Raw genomic sequence first — 20222 nt, forward strand, 5'->3', positions numbered from 1 at the left:
TTGGTAAAAGCCCCAGACCGGCATACCGGTCTGGATGTTCGCTGCGAACGATCAGTTCTTGTAGATCTTGTCGAACACGCCGCCGTCGGTAAAGTGCTCGCTCTGCGCCTTGGTCCAACCTCCGAACACGTCGTCGATCGTAAACAGATCAACCTTGGCGAAGGAAGCCTCGTACTTTTTGGCAATATCTGCATCACGCGGACGATAGAAATTGCGCGCGGCGATCTCCTGACCTTCCTTGGTGTACCAGTATTTCAGATAGGCCTCGGCAGCGGCTTTAGTACCCTTTTTATCAGTGACGGTATCAACGACGGCGACCGGCGGCTCGGCGAGAATTGAAAGCGACGGCGCGACGATCTCGAACTTGTCCTTGCCGAATTCCTGGATTGCCAGATACGCCTCATTTTCCCAGGCCAGCAAGACATCGCCGACACCGCGCTGGACGAAAGTGATGGTCGAGCCACGCGCGCCGGTATCGAGAACCGGAACGTTCTTGAAGATGTTACCGACGAATTCCTTTGCCTTGTCCTGCGATCCATATTTCTTCAGAGCATAGCCCCAGGCGCCGAGATAGTTCCAGCGCGCGCCGCCAGAAGTCTTCGGATTTGGCGTGATGACGCTGACGCCGCTCTTGATCAGATCGTCCCAGTCCTTGATGGCCTTGGGGTTACCCTTGCGCACCAGGAACACGATGGTCGACGTATAGGGTGATGAATTCTGCGCCAGGCGCTTCTGCCAGTCCTTCGCCAGCAGGCCCTTATTGGCGATTGCGTCGATGTCGTAGGCGAGCGCGAGGGTGACCACATCGGCTTGCAGACCATCGATCACAGAGCGCGCCTGCGCCCCCGAGCCGCCATGCGACTGCTTGATCTCGACGCTCTTGCCGGTTTCCTTCTGATACGCAGCAGCGAATGATTTGTTGAAATCGACATACAGCTCGCGCGTCGGGTCATACGACACGTTGAGCAGCGAAATGTCTGCCGCGTGCGCCGATGTTGCAATTAAGAGACCCGCAATGACGGGAAGAATACGACGGACCATTTTGATCTCCATCCAACCTCACAACACGATCGTCATGAGGTGGGGGCAAAATCTTGAAGAAGCACCGCTAAGTCAACGAAACCAGATTCCAATGTTGGCGGCATGACGGCAGCAATGTGCTATGAATATGCCTTCGTATGGAGACCGTATCGCGCGCTGGTCATTTGTCATCAACCAACGCTGCGAAAGCCGTCGACATGCGGCGAATTAGCGCGCGTTCTCCGCATGACGCAACTGCATGCGCTGATGCAGCGCCGTGATGCGACCATCGCCGGTCGGCTGATAGAACACCGTGTAGCGTTTCACCGTAGCCGCGAACGCTTCCGCATCGGCATCCTTCTTCACTTCGAATGAATCGAAACCGGCGCGCAGCATGATGACGAACTGATCGCGCAACACCTGGCCGGTTGCCCGTAATTCGCCCTTGTATTTGTAGCGTTCACGCAGCAGGCGCGCCTGGCTGTAGGCTCGGCCGTCGCGGAACGACGGGAAGACCAGCGCGACCACCGCGAGCCTGTCGAGATAAGGCACCAGCTCTTCCGGATCGCGGTTATTCGGCCAGATCACACCGGTCGGGCTGCTGCGCTTCAGCAGCGCCTCCGGATCGGAGAGAAAACGCGCAGCCGGAACCAACGCCGCTCCGTCGACCGGAATCTCCGCATCGTCGGCCACGTGAATATAGCCGTCGGCAACGATCTTGCCTTGCTTAACGAGTGGCATAAACGCGCTCCTTGAACGGCTCGACGCCGAGGCGTTCGACAGTCTGGACAAACAATTCATCCGGCCGAGCACGCAGTGCCAGATAGGCTTCAACGATATCCTCGATGACGTCGGCAACCTCGGCAAAAGGCACTGCCGGTCCGATCAGGGTGCCGACCACGGCATGTTCGTCGGCACGGCCGCCGATTGTGATCTGGAAGAATTCCTCGCCGTTCTTCTCGACGCCGAGAATACCGATATGGCCAACATGGTGATGGCCGCAGGCATTGATGCAGCCGGAGATGTTGATATGCAGCCGACCGATCAGCTCCGCGAGATCGTTATTGGCGAAACGCCGCGTTAGTTCCTGCGCGATCGGGATCGAACGCGTATTAGCCAGCGAGCAGTAGTCCAGGCCAGGGCATGCGATGATGTCGGTGACCAGATTGACGTTCGGCGTGGCGAGGCCGAGCTTGTCGAGCTGCCGCCACAGTGCGGGCAGATCACGCTTGGCCACGCTCGGCAGCGCTAGATTTTGCTCATGGCCCACGCGGATTTCGCCGAACGAGTATTTGTCGGCAAGATCGGCAACCGCATCCATCTGGTCGGCCGTGGCATCGCCGGGCGGGCCGCCCACCGGCTTCAACGACAATGTCACGATGGCGTAGCCGGTCCGCTGATGCGGCGCGACCGAGTTCTTGAGCCAGCGCGCAAAATGCGGATCGGCCGACGCGGCCGCCAACTCGTCCGGCGTGTCGGAGAGCTTCTGATAGTGCGGATAGCTGAAGCGCGAGCGGATATCCTCGACAACCTCGTTGTCCAGCGTCAGCGCACTCTCGCGCGTCGCCAGCCACTCATCCTCAACTTCGGCGGCGAATTTCTCGATGCCCAGCTCATGAACCAGAATCTTGATGCGCGCCTTGTAGATATTGTCGCGGCGGCCATACTGGTTGTAGACGCGCAGGATGGACTCGACGTAGCTCAGAATGTCGCGGCCGTGCACGAACGGCTTGATCACCTTGCCGATGAATGGCGTGCGACCGAGGCCACCGCCGACCAGCACTTCGAAGCCAGTTTCGCCGGCCTCGTTCTTGTGAATTCGCAGACCGATGTCATGCACCTTGATCGCCGCGCGATCATGGGCCGACGCAGTGATCGCAATCTTGAACTTGCGTGGCAGGAACGAGAATTCCGGATGCATGGTCGAATACTGCCGCAGCAATTCCGCCCAGATGCGTGGATCCTCGACCTCGCCCGGCGCGACACCTGCCCATTGATCGGTGGTGACATTGCGCGTGCAATTGCCCGATGTCTGCATCGCATGGATGCCGACCGAAGCGAGATCTTCCAGCGCATCCGGCAGATCGGCGAGCTTGATCCAATTGAACTGGATGTTCTGCCGTGTGGTGAAGTGGCCATAGCCGCGGTCATAGCGTCGCGCCACATGCGCCATCTTGCGCAGTTGCGGCGATGACAGCGTGCCATAGGGAATGGCGACGCGGAACATATAGGCGTGAAGCTGAAGATAAACGCCGTTCATCAACCGCAGCATCTTGAACTCGTCTTCGGTGAGTTCACCTGCGAGGCGGCGCTTCACCTGATCGCGGAATTCCGAGACACGCTCGTTGATCAGCGTGCGATCGATTTCATCATAAGCATACATAATTCAGGTGCCTTAAGCCGAAGCCGGAAGGTCAATGGTGACGCCCTTGCGGCGAATCTGTTCACGGAGATTGCCGGGCTCGACGGTGCCGTTGTCGTTCACGGCGACCGGCGCGATATAGGGACCGATGGCGCCAACGTCATCGGCTGTGGATTCAGCAAGCAGCGCACGCGCATCATCGGCAGTGCGCACGATGGCAGCCTCTGCGAGGTCGGTGGTCCAGCCTTTATGGGCATCGCGATAAATCACCACGCCGTCCCAGGTACGGTTGGCAGTCACCACCGACGGGCCGGTGATCTTGATTTTCTGTTGCAGCGGAGAGGTCATTCGGCAGCCACCAATAAATCTGAAACGAGCTTGTTGATCTGAGCGGCCCGCCACGGCGCGGAATGCGCCACGACATCGCCAATGATGAGAACCGCCGGACCGCCATCGATCTGGTCGACCAGCGCCGGGAGATCGTCGAGCATACCCACCGCCGCTTGCGCGTCCGGACGCGTCACGCGCGCAAACACGCCAACCGGCGTTTGTGGCGAGCGCCCGGCAGCGAGCAATCCAGCGCGGATCGTGGGGGCAGCGGTCATACCCATATAAACAACGACGGTCATCTTCTCGTCGGTGAGCGTCGACCAGTCGACCTTGTCGGCGTCCTTTTCCTTGTGAGCCGTCAGGAAGGTGATGCGCAGCGCTTCGCGGCGATAGGTCAGCGGCGCCTCGAACATAGCCGCAGCGCCAAGGCCTGCGGTGATGCCGGGAATAACTGAGTAAGCAACACCCGCTTCGCGCAGCGCTTCGATCTCCTCGCCACCGCGCCCGAAAATGAAGGGATCGCCGCCCTTCAAGCGCACGGCGCGTTGCCCGGCTTTCGCGGCTTCGATCAGCAATTTGTGGATCGCATCCTGACCGATACCGGGCTTGCCAACCCGGCGACCCACGGGAATGCGCGATGCATCCCGGCGGATGCGGTCGAGGACTTCGGGGGACACCAGTTCGTCGTAAAATACAACGTCGGCGTCCTGCAGCGCGCGCAACGCCTTGATGGTCAGGAGATCCGGATCGCCCGGCCCAGCTCCCACCAGCGTGACGTGACCTTCGACAACGCCGGCCTGCGCTGCACCCGCATAGATCGAGAGATCGGCGATTTCCGTCAGCGCCTTCTCGGCCTCGGTACCGCGCCCCGCCAGCACCAACGCGCCGATCGGACCATCGACGATGCGCTCCCAGAACCTGCGACGCAACGGAGCCTCGGCGATCTTGTCGTTGATCGGTTTGCGCCAGCGCCCGATGAAGCCCGCGAGATCGCCGATCCGCGCAGGCAGCATCGCCTCAATCTTTTCGCGTACACGCCGCGCCACCACCGGCGACGCACCGCCGGTTCCGACGGCGACGACCACATCGCCGCGGTCAACGATGGCTGGAAAGATGAAAGTGGAGTGCGCAAGCTCATCCATTACATTGACGGGCACGCCGCTCGCTTTGGCGCGGGCAGCCACCGCGTGACCGAGTTCACCGGCGCCGGCGCAGAGCACCGCGATGCACCCCGAAAGATCGGCGGTCACCGGATCGCCCTCGACATGCTCAATGCGCGCCACGCCCTCAGCATCGAGCCCGGACGTGTCACGATTGCCGTCCGTCGCGTACCAGCGAATCTGCGCACCGGCCGCCAGCAGCAGCCTCAGCTTGGCGCGCACGAGTTCGCCCTGGCCGACAAGAATGATCGGCCCGGTCTGCAAATCGAGGAAGACAGGCAGAAACCGCATACATACTCCGCTGCCCCGAAATTCGGGGGTTGACTGGAATTATATTCTATATATCTCTCGATAACGAGGCGCAAAGAGAAGATTTTATCTTCTTCGAGGCGTTCTAACTATAGAATTTTTGTCCTCAAACACCAAGCGTCGTAGATGCTTCTTCTCAATAACGGTCGGCCGACGCAGGAGTGGCGCGAAATCGCACCCGTGCCCGCCCCCGTTGCGCAGCAAATTCCGGACCGTTTGCCGGGCAAAACGCCGCAGCCGCCGCTCCCGGCCATCCGATCGCTCTCACTCACAGGGGACTACACGTGAACCGTTTCATTATCGCTCTCGCCGCCGGACTCGGCATTCTCGCGACCGCACCCGCCCAGGCGCAGACGCAGAACACGCTGCTCAATGTCTCCTACGACATCTCGCGCGAGCTCTATGCCGAGATCAACGTTGCTTTCGCCAAGCAGTGGAAGGCCAAAACCGGCCAGGACGTCACCATCAACCAGTCGCATAACGGCTCGTCGCGCCAGGCGCGCTCGATCCTCGAAGGACTCGAGGCCGATGTGGTGACCTTCAACCAGGTCACCGACGTGCAGGTACTGTATGATCGCGGCAAGCTCATTCCGGCCGATTGGGCCAAGCGGCTGCCGAATAATTCCTCGCCTTATTACTCGCTGCCGGCCTTCCTGGTGCGCGCCGGAAATCCAAAGGGGATCAAGGATTGGGACGATCTGGTGAAGCCCGGCGTACAGGTGATCTTCCCGAACCCAAAGACCTCGGGTAATGCGCGCTACACCTATCTGGCTGCCTATGCCTTCGCGAAGAACAAGTACGGTGCCGACAAGGCTGATGACTTCATCAAGAAGCTGTTCGCCAATGTCCCGGTGTTTGACACCGGCGGCCGAGCCGCCACCACGACCTTCGTCGAGCGCGGTACCGGCGATGTGCTGATCACCTTCGAGGCCGAGACCTCGTCGATCCGCGACCTCGCGGGCAAAGATGCCGGCGGCAAGGACAAGTATGAAGTGGTGGTGCCACCGACCAGCGTGCTCGCCGAATTCCCGGTGACCGTCGTCGACAAATATGCCGACAAGCACGGCACCAAGGCCCTCGCGACCGCCTATCTTGAATTCCTGTATTCGCCGGAAGGCCAGGACATCGAAGCCAAGGGCTATAACCGCGTCACCGACAAGACCGTGATGGCAAAATACAAGGACAAATTCCCGGAAGTGAAGCTGTACCGCGTCGAGGACGAATTCGGCGGCTGGGATAAGCTGAATGCCGAACACCTCAATCCCGGCGCGAAGCTGGACACGCTGTTCGGCGGGAAGTGAACCACAAACTCCGTCATGCCCGGGCTTGACCCGGGCATCCACGTCTTCGCTGCAAATGAACTAAAGACGTGGATGCCCGGGAACATCTAGCGAAGCGGCGCTTCGCGCTTTGCCCGGCCATGACATGGGAGAGGACGGGCGCCTGCATTAGACGACCTCGCCGCATTCCCTTTCCGCGCAAATCGTCTAAGAGAAGCCCCAACGGCTTCACACACGGACCTTCCCTTGAGACGTAGCGTCATTCCAGGTTTCGGGCTCTCGCTCGGCATTACGCTCTTTTATCTCGGAGCGATCGTGCTGTTGCCGCTCTGCGCGCTGATCCTGAAAGCCTCGGACGTCGGGCTTGCGCAATTGTGGGGCATCCTGTCGTCACCGCGCACACTGTCGGCCATCCGCGTCACCGTGACGATGGCGCTGGCGGCCACCGCATTCAACGCCATCTACGGCCTGCTGCTCGCCTGGGTACTGGCGCGCTATCAATTTCCCGGCAAGCGCATTCTCGACGCATTGGTCGACGTGCCCTTCGCGCTGCCGACCGCCGTGGCCGGCCTCGCGCTGACGGCGCTGTTTTCCAAGAAAGGCTGGTTCGGCGCACCGCTCGATGCACTTGGCATCCAGGTCGCCTACGCACCGCTCGGCATTGCCATCGCGATGGCCTTTACCAGCATTCCCTTCGTGGTGCGCACGGTGCAGCCGGTGATCGAAGACCTCGGCTCCGATGTCGAGGAAGCCGGCCGCTCGCTCGGCGCCAATGATCTGCAGATTCTCTGGCGCGTAATCTTCCCGGCGATCTTTCCGGCCTTCCTCGCCGGCTGCTCGCTGTCCTTCGCGCGCAGCCTCGGCGAATTCGGCGCGGTGATTTTCATCGCCGGCAACCAGCCGATGAAGACCGAGATCGTTGCCCTGCTGACCTATATTCGGCTCGAGGAATACAACTACCAGGCTGCCGCCGCGATTGCCGTGGTAATGCTGGCGATGGCTTTCGCCATGCTGATTGTCACCAACGCGGTGCAGGCCTGGAACCTGCGTTATCTCGGCCGGGGAGATGTGTGATGTCGCATCCGACGAGTGAACGCGCCCATACCGAATGGATGGTGACGCCCGTCGGTGCCGGCCCGGTGACGCGCCGCGTGGTACTTGGCATCGTCGCGATCCTCACATTGCTGTTCCTGATCGCACCGCTGGCGTTGATCTTCAGTTCAGCGCTGTCGCAAGGCATCGGCACGTTTTTCAACAGCCTCACCGAGCCCGGCACGCAGCATGCCATTCTGTTGACAGTCACCACCGCGCTGATTGCTGTGCCGATCAACATCGTGTTCGGCCTCGCCGCGGCGTGGACAGTGACCAAGTTCGTCTTCCCAGGCCGCACGCTCCTCATTTCGCTGATCGAACTGCCCTATTCTATCTCGCCGATCGTCGCCGGCGTCGCCTATATCTTCGTCTATGGCTCGCAGGGCCTGTTCGGCCCGCTGATCGAGGCCATGGGCATCAAGGTGATGTTCGCACTGCCGGCGATCGTGCTCGCCAGCATGTTCGTCACCGCGCCCTTCGTGGCGCGTGAGTTGATCCCGCTCATGCAGGTGCAGGGCACCGATGAAGAGGAAGCAGCAGTGACGCTCGGCGCCTCCGGCTTTGCGACCTTCCTGCGCGTGACGCTGCCCAACGTACGTTGGGCGGTGCTCTATGGCGCGATCCTGTGCAATGCGCGCGTGATGGGCGAATTTGGCGCCGTCTCCGTCGTCTCCGGCAACATCCGCGGCCAGACCACGACGCTGCCGCTGCAGATCGAACTTCTGTATCAGGACTACAATGTCGCCGGCGCCTTCGCAGCGGCAACGGTGCTGACGGCCGTGGCACTGCTCACCATCGTGATCAAGGTGGCGCTGGAGCGGATCTCGCCAGATCACGCGCAGGCCCCGGCCCGGCCGCCCGGCCACTGATCCCTTTAGGGGACTTCTCACCGGGTAGCGTTTGGCGTTAAAAGGTCCCATGGGCGCCGCGGTTTGGCGCCGTTTATGCTTATACTCCCTGAAATTAGAGCAGAATTGCCGCTTCTCGCGAGAAAGACACCATGAAACGCATCGACGCCCACGGACTGCAGATCGCCCCCGTCCTGTTCGACTTCATCGCCAAGGAAGCCGCCCCCGGGACCGGCATCCAGCCAGATGCGTTCTGGGCCGGCGTCGCCGCTCTCATCAAGGACCTGGGCCCGAAGAACCGCGAACTGCTCAAGGTGCGCGATACGCTGCAGGCCAAGATCGATGCCTGGCATCTGGCCAACAAGGGCGCCTTCGACATGAACGCCTATACGGCGTTCCTCAAGGAAATCGGCTACCTCCTCCCGGAGCCCGCGACCAAGCAGGTCGAGACTGCCAATGTCGATATCGAGATCGGCCAGATCTGCGGCCCGCAGCTCGTGGTACCGCTCACCAATGCGCGCTACGCGCTGAATGCCGCAAATGCGCGCTGGGGCAGCCTCTACGATGCCTTCTACGGCACCGATGCAATCCCGCATGATCCGTCTGAAGGTGGCAAAGGCTACAATAAGGCACGCGGCGACAAAGTCATCGCGAAGGCAAAAGCCTTCCTCGATCAGGCCGCGCCGCTCGCCACCGGCAGCCACACCGATGTCACGGCCTACAGCATCATTGCGGGCCAGCTCTCGGCCAAGCTAAAGAGCGGCAACCTCACCGCGCTGAAGAACGAATCCCAGCTCGCTGGATATCTCGGCGAGCTCGCCACCCCGACCTCGATCCTGCTGGTCAATAACGGCCTGCATATCGAAGTGAAGATCGATCGAACCAACACCATTGGCAAGGACGACTCCGCTGGTGTTGCCGACATGATCATGGAGTCGGCCGTCTCGACCATTCTCGACATGGAAGACAGCGTCGCCACCGTGGACGCCGACGACAAGGTGCTGGTCTATCGCAACACGCTGGGCCTGATGAACGGCACGCTCTCGGCCGATTTCGAAAAGGGCGGCAAGACGCTGAAGCGCGCACTCAATGAAGACCGTGTCTACAAGACGATCAACGGCAAGAACCTGACCCTGCATGGCCGCAGCCTGATGCTGATGCGCAATGTCGGTCATCACATGTTCACGGACGCCGTGCTCGACAGTACTGGCGAGGAAATTCCCGAGGGCCTGCTCGACGCTGCCGTTGCAGGCCTGATCGCGATCCACGATCTCAAGAGCAAAGGCCCGATCCGCAACAGCCGCACCGGCTCGATCTATATCGTCAAGCCGAAGATGCATGGCCCCGATGAAGTGGCGTTGACCTGCGAAATCTTTGCGCACGTCGAGAAGCTGCTGTCGCTGCCCGAGAACACCATGAAGGTCGGCATCATGGATGAGGAACGCCGCACCACGGTGAACCTCAAGGCCTGTATCCAGAATGCATCCAAGCGCATCATGTTCATCAACACCGGCTTCCTCGACCGCACCGGCGACGAGATCCACACGTCGATGGAAGCGGGTCCGATGATCCGCAAGAACGACATGAAGGCGACGCCGTGGATCAAGGCTTATGAAGAGTGGAATGTCGATGTCGGCCTGATCGATGGCCTGCCGGGCCATGCCCAGATCGGCAAGGGCATGTGGGCCGCGCCCGACAAGATGGCGGACATGCTCACGCAGAAGCTCGGCCATCCGCAGGCGGGCGCCACCACCGCATGGGTGCCCTCGCCCACCGCGGCGACGCTGCATGCGTTGCACTATCATCAGATCGATGTCGCCACGCGCCAGAAGGATCTCGCCAAGGGCGGGCCGCGCGGCAAGCTCACCGACATCCTCACCATTCCGGTGTCGCAGTCGAACTGGGCGCCGGATGATGTGAAGCAGGAGATCGACAACAACTGCCAGGGTATCCTCGGCTATGTCGTACGCTGGATCGACCAGGGCGTCGGCTGTTCCAAGGTGCCGGACATTCATGGCGTCGGCCTGATGGAAGATCGGGCCACGCTGCGCATCTCCGCCCAGCACCTTGCCAACTGGCTGCATCAGGGCGTCATTACCAGGGATCAGGTGATGGAATCGCTGAAGCGCATGGCTGTGGTGGTGGACGAGCAGAACAAGGGCGACGCGCTGTATCAGAACATGGCGCCCTCGTTCGACGGCGTCGCCTTCAAGGCCGCCTGCGACCTGATCTTCGAGGGACGCACACAGCCGAACGGCTATACTGAATACATCCTCACGGCGCGCCGCCGCGAGGCGAAGGCGCTGGCTTGATACACTCTCTGTCGTCATGGCCGGGACAAGCCCGGCCATGACGAATGAGAGAATGTCCATCGCATCGGCTGCAAGCAAAAAAGCCCCGGCAAACCGCCGGGGCTTTTTTGTTAGTTCATCTCGCTAGAAAACCGCGATGTACTTCAGCAACGAGATCACACCGAGAATGATCACGACGACGCGGCAAATCTGCTTCGCGCGGCCGTCGATCGGCAACAGATTGATCAAGTACAGAATGAGAATGACGACGAGAAAAGTGATCAAGACGCCGACGAGCATGTGCGTATCCCCCCAGACTCAATGGAAATGAATAGCAGCCCCGGCCATCGCCGCAGCTGCTCAACAGTGATCCAACGTGGGCGAGAGCATTGGGTTCCCGGACCGGAACAAAAGAACCTCGCCAAACTAGGCACGCAAGCTGGCTCTCAGGTCACCGACGATCACGTAGAATCCGCGCCACAGCGGAGTGCCGAACCCGTGCGGAGAAGCAGAACCGATCAATCGCCGGGCATCGTCCTTCGCCGTGCCGCAAGAACGCTTACGCACCAACCACCTAAAGTAGCCGCATTCGAACCTATTTCATGATACGTGTGCAATCGGAAATATTTACCATTTGAAGCCTTACTAAATCAAATATTTGGGGGATTCATGATGTTCAATCGATTGACCGTTTCCGCATTGCTTCAATCTGTCATCGTGGTCATGGCGCTCTGTGTGGTCGCCGTTCTGGCAACGACAGCCTGGGACTCCTACGGGCGGCTACGTTCAGCCAGCCGCATCTCGGTAATTGCGGACGCCTCCGCGAATGCCTTCAAGGCGATGCACAATCTGCGCACCGACCGTGCATCGACGAACCGAAACCTGAACAACGAGACAGTCATTCAGCCGGACGGAGAAAAATATCTCCGCTCCATTCGCGATTCCGAGATGCCGGCGATGCGAGCAGCGGCTGACCTCATTGCCACCATCGAATTCGCCGATCAAAAGACGCTGCACCCGACGCTGGTCCAGCTGGTCGACAAGTTGACCGCTCTGCAAACCGAATCCTGGGACGCGATGAGCAAGCCGAAGGCGTCGCGCCGTGCAGCCCTCGGCAAGGAGTATATGGAGACCACGCAAGCTCTGCTTGAAACACTGGAAAAGGTGTCGGCCCAGCTCGCCGCCGCGGTGAACCACAACGATCCCATGATCGATCAATTACTGTCGATCAAACAGGCGGCCTGGCTGTTGCGCAACACCGCCGGCGAAGGATCCCTCCTCGTCGCGAACGGCCTTGCTGTCGGGCGCGCCACACCTGAGAATAAGCTCGCCTACACCAAGTTTGTTGGCGGCATCGACGCTGCCTGGAATGCGCTGGAATTGTCCGCGTCTGGAATGCAGCTGCCGCCCAACCTGGCTGCAACCATGGCTGCTGCGAAGGTGGCTTATTTCGACCCGCAATATATGGCTCTTCGTGACCGTGTCATGAATGCACTCGTGAGCGGCGAAAAGCCCGAAATCACCGCGAGCGAATGGACTCCAATCACCGTTGATCGCATGGCCAGTGCGGTTACAGTCGCCGAACGAGCGCTGAATGAAGCAAAAAGCCACACCTTGACGCAGTGGACTGCCGCGCAGCACGCGTTGATCCTGCAACTGGCGCTGCTCGCAGCCGCGCTCGGCATAGCATTCGGCAGCATGGTTGCCGTCACCCGCCGCGTCATCACCCCGCTGCACACCATTCGCGATGCGATGCTGAAAGTCGCCGCAGGCGATCTCGTCGTCGATGCCGGCTATTCCGAACGGAAAGACGAAATCGGCGCGCTCGCCGGCGCTCTGGAGACCTTCAAGCAACAGGCCAAGGAGAAAGCACAGATCGAACAGCAGGAGCGCAATCGCAACGCCGACGCGACCCAGCGGCAGCAGGCCATCGAACAGCACATCGGGACCTTCGAGGTCCAGATGCGCGATGCGCTCAACGCGCTCGGCAACGCGTCCGATCAGATGAACACCACATCGGATGGCATGGCGGTCGTATCCAGCCAGACCAATGCCCGCGTGCAGGTCGCAGCAAAAGCTTCGGGCGAAGCCTCCCTGAACGTGCAGAATGTCGCCTCGGCCGCCGAACAGCTGAGCTCGTCGATCAACGATATCAGCCGGCAGGCCGCGCACGCCGCGGGAATCGCCAGTCGCGCCGTCAATCAGGCGCAGGAAACCGACGGCACCGTCCAAGGCCTCGCCAAGACCGCCAACCGGATCGGCGAGGTGGTCGGGTTGATCAACGATATCGCCTCGCAGACCAACCTGCTAGCGCTCAACGCCACTATCGAAGCCGCGCGCGCTGGCGAGGCCGGACGCGGCTTTGCGGTCGTCGCGTCGGAAGTGAAGTCACTGGCCAGCCAGACCGCCAAGGCAACCGACGATATTTCCGAGCAGATCGCAGATATCCAGAAGGTCGCCAATGAGGCCATCGAGGCAATCAAGTCGATCGGCGGCATCATCGGCGAAGTCAATGAAGTAGCAACCGCCATCGCCGCAGCCGTCGAAGAACAGGGAGCCGCGACACAAGAGATCACCCGAAGTACGCAGCAGGCCGCCGATGGCACCCGCAATGTGTCGGACAACATCGCTGGTGTGAGCGCCGATGCGGACGCCGCTGGCGCTGCCGCGCAGGATGTGAAGGTAGCCTCGGAAACGCTAGCCACGCAGACGCGCCAGCTCGGCACTCAGGTGACGGACTTCCTCGGCAAGATCCGGGCTGCCTAGGCAGGCCTCATCAGTCACGTCATCGAGCCCTGACAAGTATCAAAAGCCCCGGCATTGTCGGGGCTTTTTTTGTTGAAGCAGCGCCGGGCACGACAATCTTCTACCTTAAGTGGCGATATTAGAAAAGAATTTATCAGAACGAGCATGAGCGTGAATATTTACCAATTGCAGCCTTAAATACCAAAATATTTTTTGGGGGATTCATTGTGCTTCATCGATTGACCGTTTCCGCATTGCTCAAGTCCGTGATCGCCATCATGGCGGTCTGTGTCGTCACATTCCTCGTTCTCAGCGCGTGGGAATCATATGGGCGCCTCAACGTCGCGGGGCGCATGTCGACGATCGCCGAGGCATCCGGCCATGTGTTCAAGGCAATGCACAATCTGCGCACCGACCGGTCCACGACGTTCCGCACGTTGAACGCCGATGTCGTGATCCAGCCCGATACCGAGGCCTATCTGCGCCGTATCCGCGGCGCTGAAATGCCGGCAATGAAAGCAGCAGGAGAATTGCTGGTCACCGCCGACTTCCCCGGCAAGGCAACGCTGGTGCCCGAGTTTAACCGGCTGATGCAGGCCTTGATCGCGCTGCAGACAGAATCCTGGGACCAGATGAGCAAGCCGAAGGCCTCGCGCCGCGCCGGCCTTGCCAAGGAATTCCAGGACAATGTCGATTCCGTTCTGGCCATGCTTGAAAAAGTCTCGTCAGCCCTCACCGCCGCCGTAACCCACAACGATCCGGTGATCGATCAATTGCTGTCGATCAAGCAGATGGCCTGGCTGATGCGCAACACATCGGGCGACGCCTCCGTCATTGTGTCGAACGCGCTCGCGGTCAACAAGATCTCGCCGGAGCTGCAGCGAAGCTATGTGAAGCTGACGGGCGGCATCGAAACTGGATGGAATGCGCTGGACATCGCATCGTCGGGAACTGAACTGCCGCAAGGTCTCATCACGGCCCTTGCCGCAGCGAAAGCATCCTATTTCGATCCTCAATACTTGGCACTGCGCGACCGCCTGATTCAGGCTGTCGCAACCGGCGAGAAGCCCGAAATGCCGGCGACGGCCTGGACACCGCTCACCGTCGACAAGATGAGCACAGCCGTGGTCGTAGCCGAACGCGCGCTGGACGAGGCCAAGAACCACAGCCTTGTGCAGTGGTCTGCTGCGCAACGCTCATTGATCCTGCAACTGGTGCTACTGGGGGCCGCCATCATGCTCGTCGTTGGCGCCATAGTCACTATCACGCGCCGTGTCACCACGCCGCTGCTCACCATCCGCGACGCGATGCTGAAAGTGGCGGGCGGCGATCTCACCGTCGATGCCGGCTATGCCGATCGCCAGGATGAAATCGGCGGGCTGGCCGGTGCGCTGGAGACCTTCAAAAAGCAGGCGATGGAAAAAGCCGAGATCGAGGCGCAGGAACGCCATCGCAATGCCAATGCGAGCCAGCGCCAGCAGGCCGTCGAGCAGTATATCGGCATGTTCGAGATCCAGATGCGCGACACGCTGGGCGCCCTTGGCAGCGCCTCTGACCAAATGAATACGACATCTGACGGCATGGCCACTGTGTCCAGCCAGACCAATGCCCGCGTGCAAGATGCTGCGCGCGCCTCCGGCGAAGCCTCAGCGAATGTGCAGAACGTTGCCGCTGCGGCGGAGGAGCTGAGTGCCTCGATCAACGACATCAGCCGCCAAGCATCGCATGCGGCCGGCATCGCCAGCCGCGCCGTCAGCCAGGCACAGCAGACCGACAATACCGTTCAGGGCCTCGCCCAGACAGCGAACCGGATCGGCGAAGTCGTCGGGCTGATCAACGACATCGCCTCGCAGACCAACCTGCTAGCACTCAATGCCACCATCGAAGCTGCGCGCGCCGGCGATGCGGGACGGGGCTTTGCGGTCGTTGCGTCCGAAGTGAAGTCGCTGGCCAGCCAGACGGCCAAGGCGACCGAGGATATTTCCGAACAGATCGCGGATATCCAGAAGGTCGCCAATGAGGCTATCGAAGCCATCAAGTCGATCGGCGGCATTATCGGCGAAGTGAATGAAGTTGCCACCGCGATTGCGGCTGCAGTCGAAGAACAGGGCGCAGCGACGCAGGAAATTACCCGCAGCACCCAACAGGCGGCCGATGGCACCCGCAACGTGTCCGACAATATCAGCGGAGTCAGTGCTGATGCCGACGCAGCCGGTGCAGCCGCTCAGGATGTGAAGGTGGCATCAGAGACCCTGGCGACGCAGACACGCCAACTCGGCACTCAGGTGACGGACTTCCTCGGCAAGATCCGTGCGGCTTAAGCGCAATCGATGACTTGGCGCGGATTATTCCCGCGCCACGACCGGCATGCGCTCATACTTCGCCTGCACCGATGGCGAGACTGGCGACATCTGCAGCGACGCGCCGCGCTTGTCAGCGCCGCGGCCTGTGACCATCAGCCCATCGGCACCGGCGACGATATCACCCTTGCGCAGTGTTGGATCGTTCTCGAGTTTCACCGGCGCCAGACCGATCTGGTCCTTACCGTTACAGGTGCAACCGGCCACCAGTTCGGTGCGGTACTTGAATGCATTCGGCAGCTCGGAATAGGGCTTGCCGCTCTCGGTCGCAGCCGTGTCGATACTGCTGCCATAAACAACCTTGGTATCGCTCGCCGGACAGAAATTATTGCACGACGCCGCGCGGCTCTGACTGTCGGTCGCTGATATCGGGAAGTAACGCCCATCGCACGTGCGCACGCAAAAAGCCTGACGCCCGCCGCTTGCTGCGCGAGGGCGCTGCTCCTGTACCGGCGGACCTTCATTGACGAAAGGGAGCGAGATATCCGGGCCACGACCACGCGCCATCCCGCCGAACAATGCCGAGAAGAAATCCTGTGCCTGCGCTGGGGCGGCACCGAGCATGACAATCGCCGTAACCGCGCCGAGAGCCATCCGTTGTCCTGGAAATCGGGTCATGGGGCCTCCAACGCGGCATCAAAGCAGAATGATCGACTCTCAGTAGAGCGACGACGCGGAAAGGTTCATCGCCTGACGGCCCGGAGCCTGCTGCACGCCGGCAGGGCGAACCGAGATCGATGTGACGCTGCGCGGCGCCGGAGCCGTGCGCGCCTCATAGTGTGGGGCAACGGACTTCGGCAGCACCACAACCCTGGTCCCAACGCTGACGCGACTGAAAAGGTCCTGCACATCTTCATTGGTCAGGCGGATACAACCCGACGACACGAACTTGCCGATGGTTGACGGATCATTGGTGCCATGGATGCGATAAGCGCTGGAGCCGAGATACATCGCGCGGGCACCGAGCGGGTTGCCGGGGCCGCCAGCCATGAAGCGCGGCAGATAGGGCTGGCGCGCAATCATTTCCTGCGGCGGATGCCAATCCGGCCATTCCGCCTTGCGCGTGACAGTCTGCGTTCCGGACCAGGTGAATCCTTCGCGGCCAACACCGACGCCGTAGCGAATCGCGCGGTTGTTGCCGAGCACATAATAAAGCTGGGTATTGCCGGTATCGATGATCACTGTGCCCGGCGCTTCGCGGGTCATATAGCCGACTTCAGCGCGGCGCAGGCGCTCGGGGAGAGCGGCATCCATATTTTCCCGCACCCGCGGTGCAGCCATCACGTCGTCGTCCGGTGGAAACGCGCTTTGCGCAGCCGGTGCATAGTTCATCACCTGCGCCGATGCGCTGGAGATGAACGGCGGAGCAACGATCAGAGTGGCTGCAACAACGAGCGCGCTTGTGAGACGCAGCGACAGCTTGCGGTTTCCAGATGATGCCTGTGACATGTGACTGCCCCGCTTGGCGACGCGTCATCGTCGTGATGACCGCAACCAACTGCGCCGAAGCCTCACGGTTCCCTCCCCGCGGGCGTTCACCGAATGATTTGTCAACCAAGGAACCATCACGAAATCGCGACGGAACTTTTGCGGTATGCTCGTGTTGTAAAGCCCGATCGCATGTCAGCGATCTGACGCGCGAACGCGGTCTGCGCGACCAAATGGCGGCATGTCGGGACAGCTCATGAGTGAAGTCCGCGCTCTCCCCGAAAAGCCTGCAGGCACGCCGGTGCCCGAGAGCAAGATCGAGCAGCCGCCGGTGTTCCGTCGTGCCGAAGTGGTTGCTTTCACGCTGGTATCGATGCTGGTGATCACCGTGATTACGGTGCTCTATGTCGCCAAGGCATTCTTCCTGCCAATCGTGACAGCCTTCATCATTGGCACCATGTTGTCGCCCGCAGCGAGCTTTCTCGAAAAGCGCCGCATTCCGCGATCCGTCTCCGCAGTCCTGATCGTTATCTTGGTCTGCGCCGGGCTCGCCTTCATCGTGGGGCTTATTTCGTCCCCGCTGATGGAATGGACGACGCGGCTCCCCGAACTAGGTTCGCTGCTCAAGAACAAGCTGCATGTCTTCGACCGACCGCTGGCGCTCTGGCACCAGATACAGAGCATGTTCAGCAGCGCCGAAACGCTTGCGACAACAAAGTTCGAATTGCCCAAGATCGACTGGGTGCAGCCAACCGTCGAATTCCTGTCGCCAACCTTCACCGAATTCCTGCTGTTCTTCGCCACGCTGGTGCTGTTCATCGCAAGCTGGAAAGACCTGCGCCGCGCGCTGGTGATGAACTTCGCCGATCACGAATGGCGGCTGCGGACGCTGCGCATTCTCAATGCGATAGAGACTAGCCTTGGCGAATATCTGTTGATGGTCACTATGATCAATTTCGGAGTCGGCATTGCCACCGGCGTGATCTGCGCGGCCACCGGCATGCCCAACCCGGCCGGCCTCGGCGCGCTGGCAGCCACGCTCAACTTCTTCCCGATCATCGGCCCCGTCGCCATGTTCGTCATCCTGGTCGCGGTAGGTATCATTTCGTCGGAGACGATCGCAGCGGGCATGATCGCGCCGCTGCTGTTCGTCGGCCTCACCTTCATGGAAGGCCACTTCATCACGCCCACGATCATCGGACGCAAATTGCAACTCAACGCGCTGGCGGTGTTCATCGGGTTGGCGTTCTGGACCTGGCTCTGGGGCCCGATGGGCGGCTTCCTGGCGGCGCCGATCCTGATCGTCGGGCTGATCCTGAAAGAGCATTTGATGCCGATCAATTCGCCGCAGTTGCCGCCGGATTAATCCAGCTCTACTGATGGAACCTACGGTCTAACCGGGCGTTTCTGCATTGGATTTTCAGTATCAGGGGAGCTTCGCATGGCGGATATCGATGGCCTGGATGAACTCAAGAAACTGACCGACAAAGCAACCTATAGCCGCCTTCAGAAGGATCTCACCGCCGTGAAAAACGATGTTGCCGCCCTGACCGAACAGATCACCGACGCGCTTAATGCCTTTACCGGCCAAGCTACTAAACAAGCCCGCCGCGGCGTCAAGCAAGCCCGTGCCGACGCCGAAGACATGATGTCCGACATGCGGGAGCGCGGCAGCGCGGCCTATGATGCTGCGCATGACGCAGCCTATTCACTGGAGGAAACGCTGGAAGACAGCATTACCCAGCGGCCACTGGCCGCCGTCGGACTGGCGCTCGGCTTAGGCGTGCTGATCGGGATGGCCTGGCGCCGCTGAGCACATGCGCAGAGTTGAGATGTGATGACTGGCGGTGCCCGAGGGTGCCGTCAGTTTTCTTTGTATTTTAGAGTTCGGGTTCGGGGGCTTCCATGCTGAAGAGTATCATCGACGATCTGAAGAACAGCACAGGCAACAGCCTGCGCATGACTTCACTCATGGCGCTGGCTGGTGTTGCTGGCTTTGTGGCACTGTGCTTCCTGTGTGCGGCGGCTTTCATCACGGTGATGCAGCGCTACGGCGTCATTGAGGCCTGCCTCACCATCGCCGGCATCTTTTTGGTCATCGCGGCGATCTTCGCACAGATCTATGCGACCAAGCAGAAGCAGGCCCGCGAACGCGCAGCAGCCGCGGCGCGCGCAGCGGCCAGAGCTGCTGCGAATGCGCCGCTGATCGATCCGATGCTAGTGGCGACCGGCATTCAGATCGCGCGCACGCTCGGCCTCAAGAAGGTTATTCCGCTGCTAGCGCTGGTCGGCGTCGCACTTGGCTATATGGCCAATCGCAGCAGCGCTGCGGCAGATGATGATACGAACGAGACCGGCGACCCCGATGAGGTCGCCGACGATTGATTTAAATTGTCAGCGTGAAGATCAGGTCACACAGCGACCCGGCTGCAGCATCTTTGCCATCTCGCTGAGCACACTCACAGGCGGTTCGCAGCCCACCGCCGCACGCTGCGGTTTGGCATTCATGGGGAGGGGCCGGATATTGACGGCTTCATTCTTGGTTGGAGCCACCACGGGCGCGACGCCCATCCGCAGAAGGACGGACGTATCCGACAGCCCCTGAACGCGGAACGAGAGAGTCTGGCTCTGCTCGTTCTGTGTGGTAATTAGTGATGCCCGGTCGCCCTTGGCAGCCCGGTTAACGCCGGTGGACGCAGCCTTGTCTGAATCGGTCAGCGTGCCCCGCAGATCATTGCCGGAAGCATACTGGATGGCGCCGAACATGGTCGCTCCAGCGACCATTCCCAAGACCAAGCTGGATACCTTTGACATGTGAGCCTCGCCTGCCCTGCACCGCGTCGTTGCGTGGCGCTCACAATAGGAACGTGCGTCAAGGCTCGAGGTTCAAGAACGGCGATCACTTAACCGTGTGTTAAATAATTTGACGCCCGCGGGAACGCTTTTCACCCTCGCGCGTCTTCCCGGAAGCCGGTCGTCCCCTGCCCCAATTGACCG

At 60.6% G+C, this 20222-nt stretch carries 18 protein-coding genes; 9 read left to right on the plus strand and 9 right to left on the minus strand.

Annotated features, from left to right (window positions below; translation table 11 throughout):
• Positions 1–51: 51 nt before the first annotated feature.
• The 5 genes from AB8A50_RS13880 to cysG all read right to left on the minus strand — a co-directional run bounded on the left by AB8A50_RS13880 (position 52) and on the right by cysG (position 5163).
• Positions 52–1041, minus strand: a complete 990-nt coding sequence (locus AB8A50_RS13880; protein ID WP_089265721.1) for a sulfate ABC transporter substrate-binding protein — start codon at positions 1039–1041, stop codon at positions 52–54.
• 207 nt (positions 1042–1248) lie between these two features.
• A complete protein-coding gene (locus tag AB8A50_RS13885) occupies positions 1249–1761 on the minus strand; it encodes a DUF934 domain-containing protein (RefSeq protein ID WP_439078018.1) in 513 nt (170 codons plus the stop codon).
• Positions 1748–3403: a nitrite/sulfite reductase gene (locus AB8A50_RS13890; RefSeq protein ID WP_439078020.1), complete on the minus strand. Its 1656-nt coding sequence runs from the start codon at positions 3401–3403 to the stop codon at positions 1748–1750. Before AB8A50_RS13890 ends, AB8A50_RS13885 begins: the two co-directional genes overlap by 14 nt.
• Before the next feature lie 12 nt (positions 3404–3415).
• The gene (locus tag AB8A50_RS13895) at positions 3416–3730 is read right to left on the minus strand and encodes a DUF2849 domain-containing protein (protein WP_089265421.1); all 315 of its coding nucleotides are present in this window, start codon (positions 3728–3730) and stop codon (positions 3416–3418) included.
• Positions 3727–5163 carry a siroheme synthase CysG gene (gene cysG / locus AB8A50_RS13900; RefSeq protein WP_439078022.1) on the minus strand — a complete coding sequence of 479 codons (1437 nt, stop codon included), beginning with the start codon at positions 5161–5163 and terminating at the stop codon, positions 3727–3729. Before cysG ends, AB8A50_RS13895 begins: the two co-directional genes overlap by 4 nt.
• Before the next feature lie 302 nt (positions 5164–5465).
• Between cysG and cysP the strand changes: the two genes are divergently transcribed.
• From cysP to AB8A50_RS13920, 4 genes are all read left to right on the plus strand, one after another.
• Positions 5466–6482, plus strand: coding sequence for a thiosulfate ABC transporter substrate-binding protein CysP (gene cysP / locus AB8A50_RS13905; RefSeq protein ID WP_309948462.1), 1017 nt, complete (start codon positions 5466–5468; stop codon positions 6480–6482).
• A 225-nt stretch (positions 6483–6707) separates the two neighbouring features.
• Positions 6708–7535 (plus strand): sulfate ABC transporter permease subunit CysT, encoded by an 828-nt coding sequence (cysT, locus tag AB8A50_RS13910; protein ID WP_439072683.1) that lies wholly within the window; start codon positions 6708–6710, stop codon positions 7533–7535.
• Positions 7535–8422: a sulfate ABC transporter permease subunit CysW gene (gene cysW / locus AB8A50_RS13915; RefSeq protein WP_184511505.1), complete on the plus strand. Its 888-nt coding sequence runs from the start codon at positions 7535–7537 to the stop codon at positions 8420–8422. The genes cysT and cysW overlap by 1 nt, the downstream gene beginning before the upstream one ends.
• 131 nt (positions 8423–8553) lie before the next feature.
• On the plus strand, positions 8554–10713 hold the full coding sequence (locus AB8A50_RS13920; protein ID WP_439078023.1) for a malate synthase G: 2160 nt from the start codon (positions 8554–8556) through the stop codon (positions 10711–10713).
• A 123-nt stretch (positions 10714–10836) separates the two neighbouring features.
• Here the strand turns inward: AB8A50_RS13920 and AB8A50_RS13925 are convergent, their stop codons facing one another.
• On the minus strand, positions 10837–10992 hold the full coding sequence (locus tag AB8A50_RS13925) for a Thivi_2564 family membrane protein (protein ID WP_086937086.1): 156 nt from the start codon (positions 10990–10992) through the stop codon (positions 10837–10839).
• A gap of 372 nt (positions 10993–11364) precedes the next feature.
• Between AB8A50_RS13925 and AB8A50_RS13930 the strand changes: the two genes are divergently transcribed.
• Positions 11365–13458: a methyl-accepting chemotaxis protein gene (locus AB8A50_RS13930; RefSeq protein WP_184511507.1), complete on the plus strand. Its 2094-nt coding sequence runs from the start codon at positions 11365–11367 to the stop codon at positions 13456–13458.
• Between the two features lie 206 nt (positions 13459–13664).
• Positions 13665–15758, plus strand: a complete 2094-nt coding sequence (locus AB8A50_RS13935; protein WP_120291747.1) for a methyl-accepting chemotaxis protein — start codon at positions 13665–13667, stop codon at positions 15756–15758.
• A gap of 24 nt (positions 15759–15782) precedes the next feature.
• Here the strand turns inward: AB8A50_RS13935 and AB8A50_RS13940 are convergent, their stop codons facing one another.
• Positions 15783–16415, minus strand: coding sequence for a DUF2865 domain-containing protein (locus AB8A50_RS13940; protein ID WP_439078025.1), 633 nt, complete (start codon positions 16413–16415; stop codon positions 15783–15785).
• A gap of 39 nt (positions 16416–16454) precedes the next feature.
• Positions 16455–17246: a L,D-transpeptidase gene (locus AB8A50_RS13945; RefSeq protein WP_120291751.1), complete on the minus strand. Its 792-nt coding sequence runs from the start codon at positions 17244–17246 to the stop codon at positions 16455–16457.
• Positions 17247–17481: 235 nt separating this feature from the next.
• On the opposite strand from AB8A50_RS13945, the gene AB8A50_RS13950 reads away from it, so the two are divergent.
• From AB8A50_RS13950 to AB8A50_RS13960, 3 genes are all read left to right on the plus strand, one after another.
• The gene (locus tag AB8A50_RS13950; RefSeq protein WP_120291925.1) at positions 17482–18591 is read left to right on the plus strand and encodes an AI-2E family transporter; all 1110 of its coding nucleotides are present in this window, start codon (positions 17482–17484) and stop codon (positions 18589–18591) included.
• A 75-nt stretch (positions 18592–18666) separates the two neighbouring features.
• Positions 18667–19038 carry a DUF883 family protein gene (locus tag AB8A50_RS13955; protein ID WP_175368300.1) on the plus strand — a complete coding sequence of 124 codons (372 nt, stop codon included), beginning with the start codon at positions 18667–18669 and terminating at the stop codon, positions 19036–19038.
• Between the two features lie 92 nt (positions 19039–19130).
• Positions 19131–19610 (plus strand): hypothetical protein, encoded by a 480-nt coding sequence (locus tag AB8A50_RS13960; RefSeq protein ID WP_175368299.1) that lies wholly within the window; start codon positions 19131–19133, stop codon positions 19608–19610.
• A gap of 21 nt (positions 19611–19631) precedes the next feature.
• On the opposite strand, the gene AB8A50_RS13965 is transcribed toward AB8A50_RS13960, so the two are convergent.
• Positions 19632–19991, minus strand: a complete 360-nt coding sequence (locus tag AB8A50_RS13965) for a hypothetical protein (protein WP_175368298.1) — start codon at positions 19989–19991, stop codon at positions 19632–19634.
• Between the last annotated feature and the right edge of the window lie 231 nt (positions 19992–20222).

The sequence above is a fragment of the Tardiphaga sp. 841_E9_N1_2 genome (assembly GCF_051811065.1).
Classification (GTDB): domain Bacteria; phylum Pseudomonadota; class Alphaproteobacteria; order Rhizobiales; family Xanthobacteraceae; genus Tardiphaga; species Tardiphaga robiniae.

Coding starts and splice junctions, on each gene's coding strand:
- AB8A50_RS13880 (WP_089265721.1), bottom strand. CDS start 1,041: ATGGTCCGTCGTATTCTTCCCGTCATTGCGGGTCTCTTAATTGCAACA.
- AB8A50_RS13885 (WP_439078018.1), bottom strand. CDS start 1,761: ATGCCACTCGTTAAGCAAGGCAAGATCGTTGCCGACGGCTATATTCAC.
- AB8A50_RS13890 (WP_439078020.1), bottom strand. CDS start 3,403: ATGTATGCTTATGATGAAATCGATCGCACGCTGATCAACGAGCGTGTC.
- AB8A50_RS13895 (WP_089265421.1), bottom strand. CDS start 3,730: ATGACCTCTCCGCTGCAACAGAAAATCAAGATCACCGGCCCGTCGGTG.
- cysG (WP_439078022.1), bottom strand. CDS start 5,163: ATGCGGTTTCTGCCTGTCTTCCTCGATTTGCAGACCGGGCCGATCATT.
- cysW (WP_184511505.1), top strand. CDS start 7,535: ATGTCGCATCCGACGAGTGAACGCGCCCATACCGAATGGATGGTGACG.
- AB8A50_RS13920 (WP_439078023.1), top strand. CDS start 8,554: ATGAAACGCATCGACGCCCACGGACTGCAGATCGCCCCCGTCCTGTTC.
- AB8A50_RS13925 (WP_086937086.1), bottom strand. CDS start 10,992: ATGCTCGTCGGCGTCTTGATCACTTTTCTCGTCGTCATTCTCATTCTG.
- AB8A50_RS13930 (WP_184511507.1), top strand. CDS start 11,365: ATGTTCAATCGATTGACCGTTTCCGCATTGCTTCAATCTGTCATCGTG.
- AB8A50_RS13940 (WP_439078025.1), bottom strand. CDS start 16,415: ATGACCCGATTTCCAGGACAACGGATGGCTCTCGGCGCGGTTACGGCG.
- AB8A50_RS13945 (WP_120291751.1), bottom strand. CDS start 17,246: ATGTCACAGGCATCATCTGGAAACCGCAAGCTGTCGCTGCGTCTCACA.
- AB8A50_RS13950 (WP_120291925.1), top strand. CDS start 17,482: ATGAGTGAAGTCCGCGCTCTCCCCGAAAAGCCTGCAGGCACGCCGGTG.
- AB8A50_RS13955 (WP_175368300.1), top strand. CDS start 18,667: ATGGCGGATATCGATGGCCTGGATGAACTCAAGAAACTGACCGACAAA.
- AB8A50_RS13960 (WP_175368299.1), top strand. CDS start 19,131: ATGCTGAAGAGTATCATCGACGATCTGAAGAACAGCACAGGCAACAGC.
- AB8A50_RS13965 (WP_175368298.1), bottom strand. CDS start 19,991: ATGTTCGGCGCCATCCAGTATGCTTCCGGCAATGATCTGCGGGGCACG.